Genomic DNA, 20,314 nt, shown 5'->3' with positions numbered 1-20,314 from the left:
CAGCTGCCGGGTGGACGGTCCTCCGACGTTTGGGCTGTCGGCGTCGACTAAACGCTCACAGCCGGGGAGGGCGCGGACTGAGCCCGATGAAAGCACCCAGCTCCTCCAAAGCCGAGGGTTTGTTGGGCATGTAGTTTGTCAGCTCGGGGGAGCGGACGATCACCGCCCGCCACTGGCCGCGTGACACAGCAACGTTGATGCGGTTTCGGTTCAGGAGGAACTCTGCGCCGCGGGGTGCTTCGGCAATGGCAGAGCAACCCATGGACACGAGCACCACGGGAGCTTCCTGCCCCTGGAACTTGTCGACCGTTCCCACCCGCACCTCTGCCAGCCCCTTCCGGTCGAGCGCATGCCGGATGGCCTGCACCTGGGCGTTGTAGGCGGCCACCACCAGGATGTCTTTCGCCTCGAGCCGGCGGACCGGCTCAGCCATGCCGGGAGTCCATTTGAGGCCGATATGGTCGTTTGCCAGTTCGACGATCTTCGCGGCCTCCTCTTTGGAACTCGTCGTGTTGCCGGTGTGCTCCACGAGGACCGTCTCCACACCGGCCGGCACGCCGTCCAGCTGCCGATACGTTGCAGCCGGCGCTGACTCGAGCCTGCCGTCGTAGCTGAGGAGCGAAACCGCCTGACACAGCTGGGGATGCATCCGCCAGGAATCGGCGAGGAAGTAGCCCAGCTCGGCGGGCATGGTGGCGTGGCCGGCGGACAGCCAGCCGAGGGCCGACTCGTCAACAGGCTGCGGATGGGAGCCTTGGGTGACTTGGGGCAGTTGCTGGGGATCGCCGAGCAGCAGGAGGCGCTTTCCAGACCGGGCAACGGCAAGGGTGTTGGCCAGCGAATACTGGCCCGCCTCGTCGATGACCAGCAAGTCCAGTGAGCCGGCGGGAACACACTTGCCGGTCATGGTCCAGGCCGTCCCGCCGATCAAGCAACCGCCCTCGCCGTCGAGGATCCGTGCGACGTCATTGTCCGTGGTGAGGTGCCAGGGGACCTCGGAGCCGGAGCGCGGAGCCCTGACGTCCTTGGCCACAACCCGCGGGTCGACGCCCGCCTTCTCGATGGCCGTGCAGAGCATGTTCTCGACGACCGCGTGCGACTGGGCAACGACGCCCACCTTCCACCCGCGTCGCACCAGGCGTGCGATGACGTGCGAGCCAACGTACGTCTTGCCCGTTCCCGGCGGCCCCTGGACTGCGAGGTAGGACCTGTCCAGATCGCCGAGGGCTTCAGTGATGGCTGAGACGTAGTCAGCGTTGCCGGAGTCGTCGTGGGTGACTGCCGGGAGTGCTTCCAGCGTGGCCAGGCGCGGGGGCACCCGGCGGAGGACGTCGAGTCCGGAGTGCTTGGGCAGCGATGGAAGCGTGGACCCTACGAGTTGCGCGAGGTCGGCCAGGGCCGCCTCGATGTTCGCTGTGGGAATGGGCCGGTCCGGGGTGAGGGCCATGGGCAACTGGAAGTACGGCGGTACCTTGCCTGTTGACTTCTCGGTGATGGTGATGATGGTCTTGCCCGGCTGGCCGGGGTGGTCCTCAACCGCCTCCACCAGAGTGCCGAAGATTCCGTCGCGGGACAGCGCCTCCCGCCCAATTGAATCGGCGGCTGTGCCCGGAGCCCGCGGCGTACGGCCGCCGTCTACCTCTCCGAGACCGTCGGGCAGGGGATCCTCGAACATCCGGAACCACGTGGAGCCTGTGCGGAACTCCGAGCCTTCGCTCATGGTGCCGGTGAGCCGCAGGGTCCTGGATTCCGTGCGGGCGCGGGAGCTGGGCGGTGCCCAGTCGGAGACCACGGAAGCGTCCTCAACCACGAAGACGTTGCGCTGGTCCGACCAGCGGTCCACCTCCGATTCAAGGCGGTCGAAATGCTCCCACCAGAACTGCTTGCGTTCCCGGCGGTGATAGCCCGTAGCCGCCGCCACCATCGCCACGGCCTGTTCGTCGGCGGTGAGCTCACGGTTGTCCGGGAGTGAATCCAGATAGGAGCGAAGGGCTTCTTCCTCCGCAGGCGGTTCCGCGCCGGACTCGGCGGCACCGCCCTCAGCGGCGATGGCCGGGACGGTCGCCTCACGGGAGGCGTCAGAGGCGGACGGCCCGCGCAGCTGCAGCAGCCAGTCGCGCAGGCGCAGGGTGGAGAGGCAGTCGTACTGGTTGTAGTCGGAGATGGAGGAAAGGATGGCAGCGGCCTCGGCCTGAGTCTCGGGTCCGCCGTCGCGTGCGGTGCAGAACGCCGCGTAGGCCACCACCGAAGCACCGGCGTCTTTGACGTCTCCGGACCTCAGGTTGCTCCCCATGTACAGCGGCTCGAGTTTCTTGATGGAGTAGGAGGCCTCGGAAATCCTGAGCGAGTGCCGCACCGTGGCGTAGAGGTCCACGAGGACTCCCTCGCGAAGCCAGGAATCCACAATGTCCTCGCCGGCGACGTGAGTCAGCGAGAGGTGGCGCAGCGCTGTCTTTTCGTACGGCGCGTAGTGATAGACGTGCATCTCCGGATACCTGGCGCGGCGTTCCTCCACGTAGGCGAGGAAGTCGAGGAACGCCTGCCGTTCACCAGAACGGGAATGCGCCCAGAAAGGCCGGAACACGGGCGTCGCGCCGGGCGGATCCCCGGGCAGGGGCGCCTCGATCACACCGAAGAGGTATTCCAATCCCCACTGGCCCGTGACGGGATCCTGCCACAGCGGGTCGCCTTCGAAGTCGAAGAAGATGTCGCCGTCGCTGGGAGCGGGGATGCTGGCCAGGGCGTTCTCAGGCAACACTTTGAAGGTGACGGTATGTTCCTGGCCGTCCTTGAGGAAGGTCCGCGAACCGTCCGGAGAGTCACGGGCGGTCTGCATGCGGGCCTGGTCACGCAGGCGCCGGGTTGACCCGGTGGCCTTCTCCGGAGGCAACTCGGCGAGGGCATCGATGCTGGTGATGCCGCCGGCGATCAGTTTTTTCCGCTGGACGGAGGTCATGCCGGCCACCATCAGCAGGTCGCGGTGTTCGGACACCTGCTCGGCGCAGTAGTCGCACCTTCCGCAATAGCCGATGCCCGGCTGCTGCCACGCCACGGGAACACCGGAGACGCGGTGTGCGGCGGTCAGTTCGCGGAAGCGGTCGCGGCGCTCGCGGTACACCGGCAGCAGGTCGGTGAGCGAGTGGATGCTTCGTTCGAGGTTGCCCAGCACCAGCGTGACGCGGGGAGCGGGATCAAGTCCGAGTTTGATCAGCTGATCCCCATAGGCGGCAAGCTGCAGAAGCGCGCCCACCTTGGCGTGCCTGGCCAGCTTGGTGTCCCATACGGCGTAGCGGCCGCCGTCGGCGTCATGACCGCGTTTGTCCGCGGCCTCGCTGCCAGTGCTCTCGCTGCCTGCGCCCTCCCCGCGAGTGCTCTTGCTGCCAGCGCCCTCGCTGTCAGTGCCATCCTTGACCAGGAAGTCCGCATAGCCGAGGAATTCGCCGTCGAAAAAGGTTGCTTGGAAGACCACCTCGGCCCCTGCCCGGAGCGCCGCTGCCGTTTCTTCGTGCTTGGCGGCCAGGTCTGACCGGGCGGTGGGTCCGCGCTCCACGCAGTACACGCCGGTGCCGCGGGCCGGATCCCAGGCGCCGTACTCTGCGATGAGGCCGGCCAGCACCTTGTGCTCGTGGAGATCGCCGAGTTTTCCGGCGCGGGCCTGCATCTCGTCGGCGGGAAAGTCGGCCTTGGGGGAGCGGCCGAGCTTCTCGTCCAGGATCCGGAGGGTGCGGTATTCGCACTCGCTTGCGGCCACGAGGTCGCTGGCCGAGAACACCAGATCGGCGGGTGCTTCCGGCAGGGCATCGAGCAGGAACATGGGGCCTCCCCATTGGCAGCCTCACTCCGGGAGGGCTCCCGGTGTGCTAATTCGAATCTAGCAAGTGGCTCTGACAATGAAGGCTCTGACGGTGAAGGCCATCTGCAGCCATGGCGGAAGTGCCCCGATCGGCTTACGTGTGGGCGTACGTAAGGCAGTCGGCGTTGTCCGGGCCCGGGCCCACGTGGACTTCCGGTGCCTGGCACATCAGGTGGTCGTTATGGACGCACTCCCCGCGCTGGCAGGCACCGACTCCGGCAAGGACCTTGGGCAGCCCGCCGTGGATTCCGGTGTCGATGAACGTGGCACAGGACGCGTGGTCTGTGGTGCCGCCGACAGTGATGGCCTCGGCATTGCAATGGGTGTGATCATTGAAGGAGCAGTTGGATACGCTGCAGTCGGCGACATGCGTGGACATGGCAAGTTCCTCCATGGTTCTGGCCATCCCGGCTGGACGGCCCGCTTGTTCCAACGTAGGCCTGCCCGGCCTGATCAAAAAGACCCAATAGTGTTGCGTATTTATCCGCCACCAGGCCCTGCCGGGCGATGATCACGGAACGTTATAGACCTCACCAAGGCGGGCGTCTTAGACTGGCGGCACCCTCCACCATCAAAGGCACCGACGACGCCGTCCGGTCTGCCGTCTGTACCCGCCCTGGAGGGAACATCAGGACGCTTGATGAATCACAGCCGGCCCTTCATTGGGGAGGGTCCGTGACGCCAGGAGGAAAAGATGGAAGGGAACAAAGCCGTTGCCTACAAAGGGCCCGGCAAGGTGGAAGTCATTGATATCGACTACCCCAGCTTTGAACTCAAGGACGGGCCGGGCGTTAACCCGGCAAACGTGGGGCGTTCGGTTCCTCACGGGGCAATTCTCAAGACGGTGGCCACCAACATCTGCGGCTCCGACCAGCACATGGTCCGCGGGCGGACAACGGCGCCGCCGGACCTGGTTCTGGGCCACGAAATCACCGGCGAGGTAGTGGAAGTGGGGCCGGGCGTCGAGTTCATCAAGGTGGGTGACCTCTGCTCGGTGCCGTTCAACATTGCCTGCGGCCGCTGCCGGAACTGCAAGGAGCGCAAGACCGGCATCTGCCTGAACGTGAACCCGGACCGCCCGGGCAGCGCCTACGGCTACGTGGATATGGGCGGCTGGGTGGGCGGCCAGGCCAACTATGTGCTGGTGCCGTACGCCGACTGGAACCTGCTGAAGTTCCCGGACAAGGACCGGGCCATGGAGAAAATCCTCGACCTCGCCATGCTCTCGGACATCTTCCCCACCGGCTACCACGGAGCCGTGAGTGCCGGCGTGGGTGTCGGCTCCACTGTTTACGTTGCCGGTGCCGGTCCTGTTGGCCTCGCTGCGGCGACCAGCGCGCAGTTACTGGGTGCCGCCGTCGTAATTGTCGGTGACCTGAATGAGCAGCGGCTCGCGCAGGCGCGCAGCTTCGGGTGCGAAACCGTGGACCTGTCCAAGGGCGGTCCGGCGGAGCAGATCGAGCAGATCCTCGGCGTGCCGGAGGTGGATTGTGGCGTGGATGCCGTGGGCTTCGAGGCCAAGGGCCACGGCTCCGGTGCGCAGGAGGCCCCGGCCACCGTGTTGAACTCACTCATGGAAATCACGGGCGCGGGGGGCGCACTCGGGATTCCCGGGCTCTACGTGACGGGCGACCCCGGGGGCGTGGACGAGGCCGCAAAGAAGGGATCGCTCAGCCTGAGTCTGGGCACGGGCTGGGCGAAATCGCTGAGCTTCACCACGGGGCAGTGTCCGGTGATGAAGTACAACCGGCAACTGATGATGGCCATCCTGCACGACAGGGTGCAAATCGCCAAGAACGTCAACGCGAAGCCGATTCTGCTGGACGAGGCACCCAAGGGCTACGCCGAATTCGACGCCGGCGCCGCCACCAAGTACGTCCTCAACCCGAACGGATACCTGAGCTGACGGCATGAGCAGCAGCGCGGGGTCAGCGGCCACTCAATATCCTGCGAGGATCCGGCCGTGATCGACCCCGCGTTGCTGGGGCCATGACCGATGTTCCCGCACCGCACGTCGCACTCGAGGACGCTGCTGAAGCGGACGCCATTCAGCAGTCGGCAGCAACCCCCGGCGGGGACGAGGAGGACTACCCGTTTGCGGGAGAGGAACAGGAGTAGGGGAGCCGAAACAGCGGGATCCGGCTATTCGCAGCCCACGCCGTCGCCGTCGCGGTCCAGCTTTCCGCTGTAGCCCGGCTGGCCGGCGTGGATGGGCGCGGCACCGGCCGCCCGGACTGCCGCGCAGTTGGCGTAGTAGGCGGCAGCGGGAGCCGGCGCGGCTTGCGCGGCCTCGGCCGCTGCAGGCGCCGCTGCCGCTGCCGCTGCGGGCGCTACGGGAGCCGCGGAAGCTGGCGCGGGAACCGCGGGCGCCGCTTGGGCCGGAGCCGTGCCCGAGCCGCTCCCGTTCGTCGGAGACAGGCCGCCGGCACACTTGGACAGCACCGTGGCCATGGCATCGTGCTCGGCCCGCGTGACCCAGAGCTTATAGGTGGTCTTGACCGAGATCTGCCGGGCGACGTACGCACAGCGGTAGACCGTGTTTCGCGGCAGCCAGGTGGCAGCGTCGCCGTCGCTCTTTTGCTGGTTTGCGGGGCCGGAAACGGCGAGGAGGTTCAGGGGATCGTTGGCAAAGGCCGTGCGCTGCGCCTCTGTCAGCTGCTGGGCACCCTTCTGCCAGGCGTCGCTGAGAGCCACGACGTGGTCGATCTGCACCGCGCTGCTCGTGTTGACCCCGCGCTGGAATGCGATGACGGTGGCCGTGTACGGATCATTCAGCGTGCCCGAGAGGACCACGCAGCTTCGGGTCCCCGGCTTCAGCGTCGTGGCCGTGAGGTCCCTGGTGAGGATGTCGTTCCGGGTGTCGCAGCCGTTGTGGTCCGTGTCCGCCCACGCCTGCCCGAACTGCGCCCGGTCGTAGCCGGTTTTCGGCGCCCGGCCTTTGATGGGCAGGGTGGCGAGCAGCTCCGCGGCCTTGGTGGCGTAGGCAGGCCGTGCCTTGACCGCGTCCAGCCGTGCGGGCTCGAACGGCGGCGCAGTGGCAGTGGCTGAGGCGGTGGGTGGGGCGGCGGTTGCCGGCACATCCGCCGAGGTGCTTGTTCGGGCGCCCGACGACGGCTCTTGCGTTGCGCTGACGGCTCCGCCGCAGGCTGTGGTGACCAGGATGACGGTGGCGACGATGCCGCCTTTGACCCAGTCGACAGCGCCGAAGGATGCGCTGGTGCCGAAGGCTCCGCTGTAGTTGCCGCGCGGCAGTGGACGTGCTCTCTTCAACTTCTTGTGCCCCCGTGGCGGTCGTTGTGCGTTCAACGATCGTACCCACCAAGCGAGCTGGATCGGGGATCTTGCGCCAAGCCTGCGTAAAGCGTGGGAACAGCAGTTAAGCGGAAGGGCCTCGCGTCACCTGTCGGTGTGCGAGGCCCCTCCTAGCGGCAGGACCACCGCAACTGGGGGACGCGGTGGGCCTGTTAACAAAGATAAAGAGGTTTCCTGAAAATTGGCTAGGAGTTTTGGGGGGACTGGCAGCGGCCGGTAAGGGGGAGTGGGGGACCAAGCTTGGAAGACCTTGTGGAGGGCGAGGCCCCCATTACTTCCGCGCGCGGGCGGAAGGTTCGGCGGGACCTTGACTTCACTCCCGGCCTGAACCAGTGTGGAAATCGCACCGTTTCAGCTGGTTTTCACCCTTTTAGGAGATGTGCAATGACGCTTCCCTCAGGCCTGACCCCGGGCACCTGGACCCTTGATATGTCGCACAGCGAGATTGGATTTACCGTCCGGCATGCCGGGATCAGCAAGGTCCGTGGCCGGTTCACGGATGCCAATGCCGAAGCCCGTGTCCGGGAATCGCTGGCTGAATCCTCCGTGCGCGCCACAGTGAAGACCGCGAGTTTCGACTCCGGTGACGCCAACCGCGACGGCCACGTGCGGGGTGCGGACTTCTTCGACGTCGAGCAGTATCCCGAGATGACGTTCCGGGCCAAGGGCATCGAGGGCGACGGCGAGGATTACACGGTCACCGGCGACCTGACGATCCGGGGGATCACCAAGCCCGTCGAACTGGAAGTTGAGTTCACCGGCGTGGCGGTTGATCCGTTCGGTGCCACCCGGGCAGGTTTCTCGGCGGAGACGGAAATCAGTCGCAAGGAGTTTGGCCTGACGTGGAACGCAGCGCTGGAGACCGGCGGATTCCTGGTCAGTGACAAGGTGAAGATCAATCTCGAGGCTGCACTGGTCAAGCAAGACCAGGCCGTACCGGGCCAAGCCTGACCATGAGTAGCAGCCGCGCGTCTGTCCGAGGTGAATCGAACTAGGACAGGCGCGCGATGCTCCGCCGGATCGGCCGTGAGGCCGTGCCGTCCGAAAAGAGATCAGGCGAGGATGCCTGAATCCGTTTGACGTCTTCGAAAACGCCCCGGAGGTGGACGCGCAGGGAGCTGTCGGCGTCGGCGATATTGTTGGCTTCCAACGCGTCTACCACTGCCGTGTGCTGCTCAATCAGCGTGGACACAGGCCTCGTATCGATCAGGCTCAAGCGCCGGGCGCGGTCCAGGTGCGCCTTGGCCGAATTGACGGCCGTCCAGGCCGACTCGTGCCCCGCCAGCCGGAGGAGTTCACGGTGGAAGTCTTCGTCCAGCCGGAAGAATTCCTCCACATCACCCTGGGCCTCGGCCTCGCGCTGGCTGGCAAGAATCTGCCGCAGGCCGCCAATCCCCGGCGCGTCCACCACCAGGTCACCAAGGGATGCGCATTCGATGGCCTCCCGGACGAACTGAGCTTCGGCAACCCGGCCCAGATCCACGAGGGAGACGAAGGATCCGATTTGCGGGAAGACCTGCACCAGCCCCTCTTCGCGCAGCAGAATCAGGCTTTCCCGCACCGGTGTCCGGCTGACGCCGAGCTCCTGCGCTAGCTCGTTTTCGGACAGCGGCTCACCGGGAGGGAGCTGCAGGGAAATGATCCGACGACGGAGGGTTTCCAGTGTCTGATCACGCACCGAGAGCCTCGGCGACTGTCCTTTATCGGGTTTTCCTATTGCCATGCGTCCAGTCTAGCCATCGTTGACAAACTAGAATGGTAGTGCTTGTATGGTAGTAAGAAGCCGCCGGAAAAAGCCCCGTACGCCAAACCTGCTCAGCAGAGCGTGCACCCGGGAAGGCGGCCACCCTCGCACCGCAGACATCGCCACCTCCCTTTTTCATCGCCTGCAAAGGAGCACCAGATGACCGAGAGCATTGCGCCACCCACCACCAAGCCGGAGACGAGGACCACCCGTGACCTGGCCAGGGTCGCAGTTTCAGGCTGGCTCGGGACCGCCATGGAGTTCATGGACTTCCAGCTCTACTCCCTGGCCGCAGCCATCGTCTTCAACAAGATCTTCTTCCCTGAGGTGAGCCCCGTGCTCGGCCTCATCGCCGCGATGGCCACCTACGGCGTGGGCTACGTCGCCCGCCTCGCAGGAGCCGTCTACTTCGGCCGCATGGGTGACAGGATCGGCCGCAAGAAGGTCCTCTTCATCACCATCGCCCTCATGGGCGCGTCCACCACGCTCATCGGTGTCCTCCCCACGTACGCGATGATCGGCATCTGGGCTCCGATCCTGCTTGTAGCACTGCGCCTCATCCAGGGCTTCGGAGCCGGCGCCGAGATCGCCGGGGCCACCGTGATGCTCGCGGAATACGCCCCCGCCAAACGACGCGGCCTGATCTCCTCGCTCGTCTGCCTTGGCACCAACTCCGGCACACTCGGAGCCTCTGCCCTCTGGGCGATCCTGGTCGCGGTCCTGCCGGAGGACCAACTGCTCAGCTGGGGCTGGCGCATCCCGTTCCTGGCCAGCTTCCTGCTGATGATCTTCGCAGTCTGGATCCGCCGCTCGCTCAAGGAAAGCCCGGTCTTCGAACAGCGGGCCGACGTCGTGGACGGTGTTGCCCTCGCCAAGAAGGACATCGCCCAGGCCGCCGTACCAGCCGGCACCAGCACCATTGAAGCCGCGCTGCACCAGCGCAAGGGCCGGGCCTTCCTGATCGCCCTGGGCCTCCGGTTCGGACAGGCCGGCAACTCCGGGCTCGTGCAGACCTTCCTCATCGGCTACCTCGCCACCGTGCTTTTGGTCGACAAGACCGTGGGCACCAGCGCCATCATGTACGGCTCCCTGCTGGGCTTCATCACCATCCCCATCATGGGTCTCCTGGGCGACCGCTTCGGCCGGAAACCGCTGTACCTGGTCCTCAGTACCCTCACGGCGCTGTTCGCCATCCCGATGATGCTCATGGTCACGAGCGGCAACACCACCCTGATCACCGTGGCCATCGTGGCCGGACTGAACCTCGGCGTCCTGAGCCTGTTCGCCATGGAAAGCGTGACCATGGCCGAGTTCTTCGGAGCCCGCACCCGCTTCACCCAGCTGGCCCTCGCCAAGGAAATCGGCGGCATCCTCGCCACGGCCATCGGCCCGCTGCTGGCCGCCACGCTCACGGCCATCACGGGACACTGGTGGCCGCTCGCCGCGATGCTCATCGGCTACTCCCTGATCACCCTGGTCGCCGCAGCCGTGGGACCCGAGGTCCGCGGCCGCGACATGGTCCGCCTGGAAGACGCCGTATGAAAGCGGTAGTAGTCCACGGACCGAACGACCTTCGCATCGACGACCGCCCGGAACCCGTAGCCGGACCCGGCGAGGTCGTGCTCGACGTCGAGTGGGGCGGGATCTGCGGCTCCGACCTTTCGTACTGGCGCCACGGCGCCTCGGGGACGGCGGCACTGAAGTCGCCGCTCGTCCTCGGCCACGAGGTGGCCGGCCGGATCGCGCAGCTCGGGTCCGGAGTGGAAAACCTCGACGTCGGCCAGCCGGTTACGGTGCACCCCGCGGAACTCGTGGGGGACGGGACCATGCCGGCACGGCTCGCGGGCAGGACCAACCTCTACCCGCAGATCCGCTACTTCGGGTCAGCTGCCTTCGACCCCCACACCGACGGCGGCTTCAGCGAACGGAAGCTTGTGCGGGCTTCGCAGATCCGGGCCCTGCCCGACGGCGTGGACACCCTTCGCGGGGCGCTCGCCGAACCGCTCGCCGTCGCCATGCACGCCGTAAGCAGGGCCGGATCCCTGGCCGGACGGGATGTCCTGGTCAACGGTGCCGGACCTATCGGCTCGCTGGTGATCGCAGCAGCCAAGTACGCCGGGGCCAGGACGGTGATCGCAGCCGACATCAACGATGCCTCGCTGCGGATCGCCGCAGCAATGGGCGCCGACGAGCTCCGAAACCTTTCCGGAGTCGGCGCACTTCCAGAGGACATGGAGGTGGTGTTCGAAGCCACCGGCATCCCGGGCGTGCTGGGCGGCGTCCTCCGCGCCACGGCCCGCGGCGGAACCGTTGTCCAGGTGGGCAACCTGCCGGGCACACCGGCGCCCGCGGCGCTCGGAGACCTGGTGACCCGGGAAATCACCTGGATCGGCTCATACCGGTTCGCGGACGAAATCAGCGACGCCCTCCGCGCCATGGCCGAAGGCCTGGACGTATCGCCCGTCATCACCCACAAGTTCGGCATCGACCAGGCCGAGGAAGCCATGCGGGTTTCGGCCGATCCTGCGTCCGGCAGCAGCAAGGTCATGCTCCGCCTCACCGCCAACTGACTGGCAGCAGGTGTCGTTATGAGGGCTCAAAACGACACCTACTGCAAGCTTCTTGCAAATCTCCCACGCACCCACGAAGGACCAACCAGTGAAAATCACCGACGCACGGGTAGTGGTTTCGTCCCCCGGACGAAACTACGTCACGCTCGTTATTGAAACCGAGGACGGCATCACCGGCATCGGCGACGCCACCCTGAACGGCCGCGAACTGGCCGTGGCGTCCTACCTGTCCGAGCACCTCTGCCCGCTGCTGATCGGCCGCGACGCCCGCCGGATCGAGGACGCGTGGCAGTACTTCTACAAGGGTGCCTACTGGCGCCGCGGGCCGGTGACCATGACCGCGATCGCCGCGATCGACGTCGCGCTGTGGGACATCAAGGGCAAGGCGGCCGGCATGCCGGTCTACGAACTCCTGGGGGGTGCCGCCCGCGAGGGCGTCATGGTCTACGGGCACGCCAGCGGCTCAAGCCTGGAGGACCTGAGCGCCGATTTCCAGCACCACCTGGACCTCGGCTACAAGGCAATCCGCGCCCAGGCTGCGGTGCCCGGGCTGGAGAAAACCTACGGGATCGCGCCCGTGGATGGCAGGACGTACGAACCGGCCAGCGGCAACGTTCCACAGGAGGACCTGTGGGAGACCACGTCCTACCTGGACTTCGCGCCAAAAATGATGGCGCACGTCCGCGAACAGTTCGGCTACGGCGTCCACGTCCTGCACGATGTCCACCACCGGCTGACGCCCATCGAGGCCGGCCGGCTGGGCGCCTCGCTGGAACAGTACCGGCCGTTCTGGATCGAGGACCCGACGCCCGCCGAGGACCAGTCGGCGTTCCGCCTGATCCGCCAGCACACCACCACGCCCATCGCCGTGGGGGAGGTGTTCAACTCGATCTGGGACTGCCAGCAGCTGATCACCGAACGCCTGATCGACTACATCCGCACGTCCGTCTCGCACGCCGGCGGCATCACGCACCTGCGCCGCATCTTCTCGCTGGCCGACCTGTACGGGGTCCGGTCCGGCTCGCACGGCGCCGGCGACCTGTCCCCGGTGTCGTTCGCTGCGGCGCTGCACGTGGACATGAGCATTCCCAACTTCGGCGTCCAGGAATACATGGGCCACCGCGACCCCGCCGGTGACGTCTTCAAGACTTCCTACACCTTCACCGACGGCTACATGCACCCGGGTGATGCCCCGGGACTCGGCGTGGAATTCAACGAGGAAGCGGCAGCAGCCTTCCCGTTCGAGCCGAAGTACCTCCCCATCAACCGCCGGCTCGACGGGTCGGTGCACGACTGGTGAGCGCCTCACGACTGGTGAACACCGCACCGCAAGAATCCCAGCCCAAGCCCTTCGACGTCGTCGTGATGGGTGAAATCCTGCTGGAAGTCGCCACTGACGCCCCGTTCGGCCACGGCGTTCCGGCGCAGCTGGGCATCTCCGGCGATGCGCTGAACGTTGCGGCGTCCGCCGCCGCGGCCGGTGCCCGCGTGGGGCTGCTATCGGTACTGCCCGACGACGAACTCGGCCAGGCGATCGCCGCCAGGATCCGGGAACTCGGCATTTCAACCGAGCTCCTGAAATTCAGAACCGGACAGCAGGGCGTCTACCTGGTGCACTGCGATCCCGACGGGCAGCGGGAGTTTTCATACGCCCGCAGCGGCAGCGTAGGTTCCACGCTGTCCCCGGAGGATATTGACCCGGCCGTCTTCTCGGCGGCCGGGGCAGTGATTGGCGGCGGGATCGCCTGCGCCATCTCCGCGTCCTCGCGTGCGGCGGTCCTGAAGGCTGCGGCCCTGTCCCGCCGTTTCGTTTTCGACCCCAACTTCCGTCCCCGGCTCACCTCCGTGGAGGACGCGACGGCGGTCCTCGCCGAGCTCGCGCCGCGGACGTTCCTGGTCACTCCGTCCTTCCCCGGGGAGACGTCGGCCCTGCTGGCCTGCTCCTCACCGAAGGAAGCCGCCGCCAAGCTGCGCAGCCTTGGCGCGGCGAACGTCGCCGTGACCTGCGGGGCGGAAGGAATCCAGCTTGAAGGCGAACAGGACTCCGCCTGGATCGACTCCATTCCCGCGCCGTCGGTGGTGGACCAGACAGGGGCGGGCGACGCGTTCGTCGGAACGCTGACCGCACGGATGGTGCTCGGGGACTCCCTTCCCGTGGCCGCCCGGTTTGGTGCGGCAGCCGCATCGCTCGTCGTGGGCGGCAAGGGCGGGACCGGGTTCATTCCCACCTTCAAACAGACCCGCGCCCACGCTTCCGCCGGAGCCAAGGGAGGCCTGCCATCGCACGCCTAAACGCCTCCTCGCTTGCAGCTCATGGGGACCACCGGCCCCTGCTGCAACGCGACACGCTCCGGCCCGGCATGGTGCACCTTGGCTTGGGCGCCTTTGCCCGCGCCCACACGGCCGTCATCACCGAAAACGCGATGCTTGCCTCCGGCGATTTCGATTGGGGGATCACCGGAGTCACCCAGCGCTCGGACACCGTCGCGCGACAACTGACGCCGCAGGACGGACTCTTCACCGTAACCGAAAGGGGCAGCGGTGCGGCGCCCCTCCGGGTGGTGTCCAGCATCGTGGAAGCCATCTCGGGACGGGACAATCCGGCGTCGGTAGTGGACCGGATCGCCGCCGAGGCGACGTCGGTGCTCACGCTCACCATCACGGAAAAGGGGTACCGGATCGATCCGCGGACCGGAACCCTCAACGTCGCTGATGACCAGGTCCGGGCGGATCTTGCCGGCCAGGCGCCGCAGTCGGCGATCGGCCAGATCGCGAGGGGACTCCAGCAACGCTCTCGTGCCGACGCAGGCCCCCTCACCGTGGTCTCGTGCGACAACCTGCCGGGCAACGGGGAGCTGACCCGCAAGCTGGTGCACGCCTTTGCCGCCGCGCTGCCTTCCGGGGAGGCGGAGCCGCTGCTGGCCTGGCTCGACGCGCATGTCACCTTCCCCGACACCATGGTGGACCGGATGGTGCCGGCCACGACGGCCGGTGACCTGGACGCCGTCGAACGTCAACTCGGGCTCCGGGACGAGGCCGCCGTGGTGGCCGAACCGTTCCTGCAGTGGGTGATCGAGGACAACTTCGCCGCCCGCCGCCCTCGGTGGGAGGACGCCGGGGCGCTGTTCAGCTCCGACGTTGCAGCGTGGGAGGCAGCCAAGCTGCGGCTGCTGAACGCGAGCCACTCCATGCTGGCTTACCTGGGGCTGGCTGCGGGCAAGACCACGATCAGCGACGCCGTGGGGGAGGACGTGTTCCTCACTGCCTGCCGGCGCATGATGGCCGAGGACGCGCTGCCCACCATCAGCCTGCCCCAGGGACTCGACGGCGAAAGCTACTGCGACCAGGTGCTGGGCCGGTTCGCGAATCCTGCCCTGGGCCACACCACCGCGAAGGTGGGCAGCGACGGCTCGCAGAAAATCGGGCTGCGGTTGCTGAGCACCGTCCGTGGAAATCTCGACGCCGGCCGCGAACCACGGTGGGCCGCCCTGGCGGTGGCAGCCTGGATGCGCCATGTGGCGACCACTCCCGAAGGTCAGCTTGACGACCCGTTGGCCGCAGAGCTCCATGCTGCGCTTCCTTCATCGCGCAGTGCCGCCACGGTGGTCCCGGCGCTCCTCGGCTGCCGCAGCATCTTCGACGGCGAGCTGGCCGCGCACGGCGGTTTCGCCGAGCTTCTCACTCACTGGTACCGCATTATCGACATCCACGGGCTGGACGGCCTGAGAAATGAGATCAACCATGGCTGACGCCACCAGCGTCCTGCACGTTTCCCCGGTCATCCCGGTGGTGACGATCGACGATCCGCAGCATGCCGTTCCGGTGGCCCGGGCACTCGCCGACGGCGGCATCCGCATCATCGAGCTCACATTGCGGACCGAGAGTGCGCTGACATCGTTGAAGCTGATCGCCAACGAGGTGCCGGACATCCTGGTCGGAGCGGGCACGGTCCTGACGCCCGGCCATGCGGATGCTGCGGTAGCCGCCGGCGCGCAGTTCCTGGTCAGCCCGGGCGTGACACCCGCGCTGCTCCGTCACATGCTGACCCTCAACATTCCGGTGCTGCCCGGCGTGGCCACGGTGGGCGAAGTGATGGCAGTCCTGGAAAGCGGTCTCGACGCCATGAAGTTCTTCCCCGCCGGACCTGCCGGCGGTCCGAAATACCTCGCGGCGATCGGCGCACCCATTCCGCAGGTGCAGTTCTGCCCCACCGGAGGCATTAGCCTCGCCTCGGCACCGGACTACCTGAAACTGCCCAACGTCTCGTGCGTCGGCGGCAGCTGGCTCACGCCCCGCGACGCCGTGGAGAGCAATGACTGGGGCCGGATCACGGAGCTGGCCCGGGAAGCCGCTGGACTCGGCCAGCTGCGCGAACTCTAGGGGACATCCGGCGTCGCGGACCGGCACATAAAGTCGGGGACGTGACCGCTTACCGTTCCCCGGCCCGCCGCCGGCGCGCTCGCGTGCCTGTTCCCACTCGGAAAGGGTGCACCGGTATAAGTGCCCCGCCGCCGGGGTTAGGCTGCTACAAAGGCAGCTACCAAGGAGTTCGACGATGACTGATGTCACCATCCGCCACACCCCTGACCGGGAGCGCTTTGAAGTGCTCGCCGACGGCCACGTCATCGGCAAGGCCTTGTACAAGATGTACGACGACGGCGGGTCGCCACAGCGGATTTTCTATCACACCGTGATCAACGAGGAGTACGGCGGCCAGGGGCTGGCCGGCCGGCTCGCAACCGTGGCACTGGACGAGACGGCGGACGCGGGTCTGACCATTGTGCCGGTGTGTCCCTTCATCAAGAAGTTCCTCACCAAGCACCCTGAGTACTCTGAGAACACGACAGCCACCACACACCAGCACTTGGCGTTCCTGAATGAGGCGCTTGCCGCGCACGCAAAGACTCAGGCGTAGTTCCCACCGACGTTGTCACGGGGGCTAGTTGGGTGAGGGCCGCCACACGGGTGCCTCAGGTGTACATGAGGGAACCCGGCGTGGTGAGGATCTGCCCGGTTTCGAGCCATGTCTTCAGGCCGGACAGGATCATCGGCCAGCCGCCATAGAGCTGCTCGTTGGCGCCTTCGCGGAGCTGGTCATGGGTGACCGTGAGGTGGCAGGAGTCGCCAACAGGTTCGATCTCCCAGGTGATCCGCGAAGTGCCCTCGGCCTTGACGTCCTCGCCCCAGAGCGCGCGCATGGTCTGCACGAGCCGGCGCGGCGGGTCGACTTCGACGTTCTCGCCCTCGCCAAGCAGATCCCCTCCGCTGGGAGCCATCTCGAACCGGGACCCCGGCGTGAAGTCTGACTTGATGTGCATTCCGAACTGGTATTTGCCGCGGATCTCGCTGTCCGTGATGGCTTCCCAGAGCTGTTCCGGAGTGGTCTTGATGTAGATTTCGAAGATCTTTTCCATGGGACTTTCCAATCTGGATTTGAGGTCGCTGAGGGCAGCGGCCCATGGTTCTGAATATTTGCTCACCCAGCGGTCGTGGACGAGCCTGATGGGCACCGGATTCAGGAAGTGCAGCTTCTCGCGGCCGCGGCGCCGGGTCACCACGAGGCCGGCTTCCTCAAGGATCTTGAGGTGCTTCATGACCCCGAAGCGGGTGATCTCGAAGTGTGCTTCCAGGGCGCTGAGTGTTTGGCCGTCTTCGCGGAAAAGCTGGTCCAGCAGCTCCCTGCGGATCGGGTCAGCCAAGGCCTTAAACACCGCGTCCATACGGTTCAGAATAGGTGACCATTTGGTCACATGTCAACGGGTGTGGGTAGCTGCCCGCCCGTTCTCAGGGCTGGGAACGGCGAGTGCTGCTACCCGTTGGGAGGACTCGAACGCGGCGAGAGTTAACAGGCGTAAGGGAGTAGAAGGGGGTGAATCTGGCTCTGGTTCCGGGGGAAATATCCGACCGGACCACCGAAGCGGCCTCCAGTGCCGCAAGGTGGTACCGGACGATGTCCCTGGTGGCGCCAAGAGCGCTGCTGAGCTCCGACACTCTGCTCGCCCCGTTGTGTGCCAGATACTCGACGATCCGGGATCTGATCTGGTTGCTCCGAACCTTCGGCTCGTGATTGCCAGCGTGGACCGTCATCTGGCTGCTCGGGACGCTAACTACCTCAGTCAATGCAACTGCCTTTCAGTGTGCTCAGGAAAGTGTGCGCAGGAAATGCAGGCCGGCAGGATCCGGGATGGCGGGGCATAAACGCCGTGGCATCAGAGCCCGGACCGGCCGGCCGGGTGGGTGTGGTCCGGTCAGTGCGTTGCGGCTTCCAGCTCTTTGACCTCGTGCACGTCCTGAGCCGCGAGTGAATCCTCGCGGGGAGCAGCCTTGTCGTGGTTTCGGCCGATGACTGCGGTGGCGATGGCGTTTCCGAGGATGTTGGTGGCGGTGCGTCCCATGTCCAGGAGCTGGTCGATCACCAGCAGGACACCGATGCCTGCTGCCGGGATGCCGAAGGCCGGGACGACGGCGGCGACCACGACGAGTGACCCGCGCGGCACGCCGGCCATGCCCTTGCTGCTGAGCAGAAGCATGGCGGTCATCGCGATCTGCTGGCCAAGGTCCATGTCGATGCCGTAGGCGTTGATCAGGAAGACCGACGCGAACGTCATGTACATCATGGAACCGTCGACGTTGAAGGAGTATCCCAGCGGCAGCACGAAACCGGTGGTGCGTTTCTCGATGCCGAACTTGGTCAGGCCTTCAATGAGTTTGGGCAGTGCGGCCTCGCTGCTGGAGGTGGCGAAGGCAATGACCATGGGTTCGCGCACGATCCGGACGAGACGGAAGGCCGCGCGTCCGAGGAATACGACGGCCACGGCGATCATGAGGGCCCACAGCGCCGTGAGAGAGACGTAGAATCCGCCGATGAAAGAGGCGTAGGTCGCAAACGCATCAAGGCCCTGGGATGTGAAGGCGGAAGCGATTCCCGCGAAAACGCCTACGGGCGCCGCCAGCATCACGTAGCCGGTGACTTTGAGCATGATGCCCATCAATTCATCGATGGCATTCGCTATGGAGGAGTGGCCCTTCTTCCGAAGATTCAGCAGGGCGATGCCGAAGAGTGCGCCAAAGACGAGGATCTGGAGCGGGTTGTTGTTCGTCAGTGCGGAAAATACGCTCGTGGGAATGATATGGGTGATGAACTCCTGGTAATCAAGGGCCTTCGTTTCCATGCCGGCATCCCCGGTGGGCGCAAGGTGGAGACCGTCGCCCACGTTGAGTACATGCGCAGTAATGAATCCGAAGGCGCCGACCAGGACGGAGGCGGACAGGAACCAGATCATCGAACGGCCGAAGAGCTTTCCCACCCCTGCGGATTTGGCAGCTCCTGCGATGCCGGAGACGAGGGTGGCAAAGATCAGCGGGGCGATGATCATCTTGATGAGATTCAGGAACATGTGCGTGACAGTGTCGAGGACGGCTACGACAGTTTCGCGCGCTGCTCCGGCGAGCAGCCAGTGGCACACGAGGCCGCTGATGATCCCGAACAGGAGCGCTGCCAGAATCCACATCGTTGTTTTGTTTTTCATGGTCAATCCTTCGGGTAGGTCCGGTTTCACGGGGGCGGGACGGGACGGTTCCGGGCACGACGGCGTGCACCTAACCGCGGTGCGGGGAAAGGTGATGGGTTGCGCCGGTCGAGCTTGTCGAGACCGTGTTGGGCTACGCCGGTTATTTGCTGAGGTTGGCGAGGCGTTCGGGGCTGAGGAGTTCCTGGAGTTGGTTTGCGGTGAGGAGGCCGTGTTCGAGGACGAGTTCGGCCACGCCCTTGCCGGTGGCGAGGGCTTCCTGGGCGATGGCGGTGGCGGTGGCGTAGCCCAGGTGGGGGTTCAGGGCGGTGACCAGGCCGATGGATTGTTCCACGGTGAGGCGGAGGTGTTCGGTGTTCGCGGTGATGCCCCGGACGCAGCGTGCGGTGAGGGTGCGGCAGGCGGCTTCGAGGTGGGAGATGCTCTTGTGGAGGCTGTGGACGATGACGGGTTCGAAGGCGTTGAGCTGGAGCTGCCCGGCTTCGGCGGCCATGGTGATGGTGACGTCGTTGCCGATGACTTCGTAGGCGACCTGGCTGACGACTTCCGGGATCACCGGGTTGATCTTGCCGGGCATGATGGAGGATCCGGACTGCACGGCCGGAAGGTTGATCTCGYCGAACCCGGCGCGGGGGCCGGAGGAGAGCAGGCGCAGGTCGTTGCAGATCTTGGAGAGTTTCACGGCCACGCGTTTGAGGACGCCGGAGAGGTGCACGAACGCGCCGACGTCCTGGGTGGCCTCGATCAGGTCCACGGCGGTGACCAGCGGCAGGCCGGTGATGTCGGCCAGGTGCCGGCAGGCGGTGTCGGCGTAGCCGGGCGGKGCGTTCAGGCCGGTGCCGATGGCGGTGGCGCCGAGGTTGATCTCGTGGATGAGCAGGTCCGCTTCGGCGAGGCGGAGCCGGTCCTCGCCGATGGTGACGGCGTAGGTGCCGAATTCCTGGCCCAGGGTCATGGGSACGGCGTCCTGGAGCTGGGTGCGGCCCATYTTCACGACGGTGCGGAACTCGGCGGCTTTSGCCGCGAACGCGTCYTCGAGTTCGGCCAGGGCGGCGAGGAGTTCSCGGGCGGCGAAGATGGTGCCGAGCTTGACGGCGGTGGGGTAGACGTCGTTGGTGGACTGGGAGAGGTTTACGTGGTCGTTGGGGTGCAGCCGGGCGTAGTCGCCCTTGGGGTGGCCGAGGATTTCCAGGGCCCGGTTGGCGATGACCTCGTTGGCGTTCATGTTCGAGGAGGTCCCGGCGCCGCCCTGGATGACGTCGACGACGAACTGGTCGTTCAGGAGCCCGTTGAGCACGTCGGTGCA

The 20,314-nt window shown here is 66.1% G+C and carries 18 protein-coding genes; 10 read left to right on the top strand and 8 right to left on the bottom strand.

Translation table 11 applies throughout. The annotated features are described in order from the left end of the window. Positions 1 to 55: 55 nt before the first annotated feature. Together AC1DDG_RS20275 and AC1DDG_RS20270 are read right to left on the bottom strand one after the other, a co-directional pair. Positions 56 to 3,814, bottom strand: coding sequence for a TM0106 family RecB-like putative nuclease (locus AC1DDG_RS20275; protein WP_476877482.1), 3,759 nt, complete (start codon positions 3,812 to 3,814; stop codon positions 56 to 58). 133 nt (positions 3,815 to 3,947) lie between these two features. Then, the gene (locus AC1DDG_RS20270) at positions 3,948 to 4,232 is read right to left on the bottom strand and encodes a DUF1540 domain-containing protein (RefSeq protein WP_230120143.1); all 285 of its coding nucleotides are present in this window, start codon (positions 4,230 to 4,232) and stop codon (positions 3,948 to 3,950) included. A gap of 315 nt (positions 4,233 to 4,547) precedes the next feature. On the opposite strand from AC1DDG_RS20270, the gene fdhA reads away from it, so the two are divergent. Together fdhA and AC1DDG_RS20260 are read left to right on the top strand one after the other, a co-directional pair. Then, entirely contained in the window at positions 4,548 to 5,759 is a 1,212-nt protein-coding gene (gene fdhA, locus AC1DDG_RS20265) for a formaldehyde dehydrogenase, glutathione-independent (RefSeq protein ID WP_476877481.1), read from the top strand. An 83-nt stretch (positions 5,760 to 5,842) separates the two neighbouring features. Beyond that, positions 5,843 to 5,971 (top strand): hypothetical protein, encoded by a 129-nt coding sequence (locus AC1DDG_RS20260; protein WP_476877480.1) that lies wholly within the window; start codon positions 5,843 to 5,845, stop codon positions 5,969 to 5,971. Between the two features lie 24 nt (positions 5,972 to 5,995). On the opposite strand, the gene AC1DDG_RS20255 is transcribed toward AC1DDG_RS20260, so the two are convergent. Further along, positions 5,996 to 7,123, bottom strand: a complete 1,128-nt coding sequence (locus AC1DDG_RS20255; protein ID WP_476877479.1) for a GmrSD restriction endonuclease domain-containing protein — start codon at positions 7,121 to 7,123, stop codon at positions 5,996 to 5,998. Positions 7,124 to 7,549: 426 nt separating this feature from the next. On the opposite strand from AC1DDG_RS20255, the gene AC1DDG_RS20250 reads away from it, so the two are divergent. Then, positions 7,550 to 8,116, top strand: a complete 567-nt coding sequence (locus tag AC1DDG_RS20250) for a YceI family protein (RefSeq protein ID WP_476877478.1) — start codon at positions 7,550 to 7,552, stop codon at positions 8,114 to 8,116. Positions 8,117 to 8,156: 40 nt separating this feature from the next. Here AC1DDG_RS20250 and AC1DDG_RS20245 read toward each other — a convergent pair whose 3' ends face one another. Beyond that, entirely contained in the window at positions 8,157 to 8,888 is a 732-nt protein-coding gene (locus tag AC1DDG_RS20245) for a GntR family transcriptional regulator (RefSeq protein ID WP_476877477.1), read from the bottom strand. 180 nt (positions 8,889 to 9,068) lie between these two features. Between AC1DDG_RS20245 and AC1DDG_RS20240 the strand changes: the two genes are divergently transcribed. The 7 genes from AC1DDG_RS20240 (at position 9,069) to AC1DDG_RS20210 (ending at position 16,394) form a co-directional block, all read left to right on the top strand. After that, positions 9,069 to 10,451 carry an MFS transporter gene (locus AC1DDG_RS20240; protein WP_476877476.1) on the top strand — a complete coding sequence of 461 codons (1,383 nt, stop codon included), beginning with the start codon at positions 9,069 to 9,071 and terminating at the stop codon, positions 10,449 to 10,451. Beyond that, positions 10,448 to 11,479, top strand: coding sequence for an L-idonate 5-dehydrogenase (locus tag AC1DDG_RS20235; protein WP_476877475.1), 1,032 nt, complete (start codon positions 10,448 to 10,450; stop codon positions 11,477 to 11,479). The genes AC1DDG_RS20240 and AC1DDG_RS20235 overlap by 4 nt, the downstream gene beginning before the upstream one ends. Positions 11,480 to 11,567: 88 nt before the next feature. After that, entirely contained in the window at positions 11,568 to 12,779 is a 1,212-nt protein-coding gene (gene manD / locus AC1DDG_RS20230) for a D-mannonate dehydratase ManD (RefSeq protein ID WP_476877474.1), read from the top strand. Between the two features lie 65 nt (positions 12,780 to 12,844). Continuing rightward, positions 12,845 to 13,771: a PfkB family carbohydrate kinase gene (locus AC1DDG_RS20225; protein WP_476877500.1), complete on the top strand. Its 927-nt coding sequence runs from the start codon at positions 12,845 to 12,847 to the stop codon at positions 13,769 to 13,771. A gap of 68 nt (positions 13,772 to 13,839) precedes the next feature. Then, positions 13,840 to 15,228, top strand: a complete 1,389-nt coding sequence (locus AC1DDG_RS20220; protein ID WP_476877473.1) for a mannitol dehydrogenase family protein — start codon at positions 13,840 to 13,842, stop codon at positions 15,226 to 15,228. Beyond that, entirely contained in the window at positions 15,221 to 15,859 is a 639-nt protein-coding gene (eda, locus tag AC1DDG_RS20215) for a bifunctional 4-hydroxy-2-oxoglutarate aldolase/2-dehydro-3-deoxy-phosphogluconate aldolase (protein WP_476877472.1), read from the top strand. Before AC1DDG_RS20220 ends, eda begins: the two co-directional genes overlap by 8 nt. Positions 15,860 to 16,034: 175 nt before the next feature. Beyond that, entirely contained in the window at positions 16,035 to 16,394 is a 360-nt protein-coding gene (locus AC1DDG_RS20210) for a GNAT family N-acetyltransferase (RefSeq protein ID WP_476877471.1), read from the top strand. Positions 16,395 to 16,449: 55 nt separating this feature from the next. Here AC1DDG_RS20210 and AC1DDG_RS20205 read toward each other — a convergent pair whose 3' ends face one another. From AC1DDG_RS20205 to AC1DDG_RS20190, 4 genes are all read right to left on the bottom strand, one after another. Beyond that, positions 16,450 to 17,199 carry an ArsR/SmtB family transcription factor gene (locus AC1DDG_RS20205; protein ID WP_476877470.1) on the bottom strand — a complete coding sequence of 250 codons (750 nt, stop codon included), beginning with the start codon at positions 17,197 to 17,199 and terminating at the stop codon, positions 16,450 to 16,452. Positions 17,200 to 17,263: 64 nt separating this feature from the next. After that, positions 17,264 to 17,566: a winged helix-turn-helix domain-containing protein gene (locus AC1DDG_RS20200; protein WP_476877499.1), complete on the bottom strand. Its 303-nt coding sequence runs from the start codon at positions 17,564 to 17,566 to the stop codon at positions 17,264 to 17,266. A 161-nt stretch (positions 17,567 to 17,727) separates the two neighbouring features. After that, on the bottom strand, positions 17,728 to 19,008 hold the full coding sequence (locus AC1DDG_RS20195; protein WP_476877469.1) for a dicarboxylate/amino acid:cation symporter: 1,281 nt from the start codon (positions 19,006 to 19,008) through the stop codon (positions 17,728 to 17,730). A gap of 142 nt (positions 19,009 to 19,150) precedes the next feature. Beyond that, the coding region (locus AC1DDG_RS20190; RefSeq protein WP_476877468.1) for an aspartate ammonia-lyase at positions 19,151 to 20,314 on the bottom strand (1,164 nt) is incomplete at its 5' end.

It is taken from the genome of Arthrobacter sp. 10L430 (assembly GCF_056395245.1).
Note: the sequence above shows the minus strand (reverse complement) of the source record. Positions and strands in the feature narration are given on the sequence as shown.

What these genes read in the sequence shown, in the direction of transcription:
- AC1DDG_RS20275 (WP_476877482.1), bottom strand. Translation starts at nt 3,814, where the DNA reads ATGTTCCTGCTCGATGCCCTGCCGGAAGCACCCGCCGATCTGGTGTTC.
- AC1DDG_RS20270 (WP_230120143.1), bottom strand. Translation starts at nt 4,232, where the DNA reads ATGTCCACGCATGTCGCCGACTGCAGCGTATCCAACTGCTCCTTCAAT.
- fdhA (WP_476877481.1), top strand. Translation starts at nt 4,548, where the DNA reads ATGGAAGGGAACAAAGCCGTTGCCTACAAAGGGCCCGGCAAGGTGGAA.
- AC1DDG_RS20260 (WP_476877480.1), top strand. Translation starts at nt 5,843, where the DNA reads ATGACCGATGTTCCCGCACCGCACGTCGCACTCGAGGACGCTGCTGAA.
- AC1DDG_RS20250 (WP_476877478.1), top strand. Translation starts at nt 7,550, where the DNA reads ATGACGCTTCCCTCAGGCCTGACCCCGGGCACCTGGACCCTTGATATG.
- AC1DDG_RS20245 (WP_476877477.1), bottom strand. Translation starts at nt 8,888, where the DNA reads ATGGCAATAGGAAAACCCGATAAAGGACAGTCGCCGAGGCTCTCGGTG.
- AC1DDG_RS20240 (WP_476877476.1), top strand. Translation starts at nt 9,069, where the DNA reads ATGACCGAGAGCATTGCGCCACCCACCACCAAGCCGGAGACGAGGACC.
- AC1DDG_RS20235 (WP_476877475.1), top strand. Translation starts at nt 10,448, where the DNA reads ATGAAAGCGGTAGTAGTCCACGGACCGAACGACCTTCGCATCGACGAC.
- AC1DDG_RS20225 (WP_476877500.1), top strand. Translation starts at nt 12,845, where the DNA reads ATGGGTGAAATCCTGCTGGAAGTCGCCACTGACGCCCCGTTCGGCCAC.
- AC1DDG_RS20220 (WP_476877473.1), top strand. Translation starts at nt 13,840, where the DNA reads ATGGTGCACCTTGGCTTGGGCGCCTTTGCCCGCGCCCACACGGCCGTC.
- eda (WP_476877472.1), top strand. Translation starts at nt 15,221, where the DNA reads ATGGCTGACGCCACCAGCGTCCTGCACGTTTCCCCGGTCATCCCGGTG.
- AC1DDG_RS20210 (WP_476877471.1), top strand. Translation starts at nt 16,035, where the DNA reads ATGACTGATGTCACCATCCGCCACACCCCTGACCGGGAGCGCTTTGAA.
- AC1DDG_RS20205 (WP_476877470.1), bottom strand. Translation starts at nt 17,199, where the DNA reads ATGGACGCGGTGTTTAAGGCCTTGGCTGACCCGATCCGCAGGGAGCTG.
- AC1DDG_RS20200 (WP_476877499.1), bottom strand. Translation starts at nt 17,566, where the DNA reads ATGACGGTCCACGCTGGCAATCACGAGCCGAAGGTTCGGAGCAACCAG.
- AC1DDG_RS20195 (WP_476877469.1), bottom strand. Translation starts at nt 19,008, where the DNA reads ATGAAAAACAAAACAACGATGTGGATTCTGGCAGCGCTCCTGTTCGGG.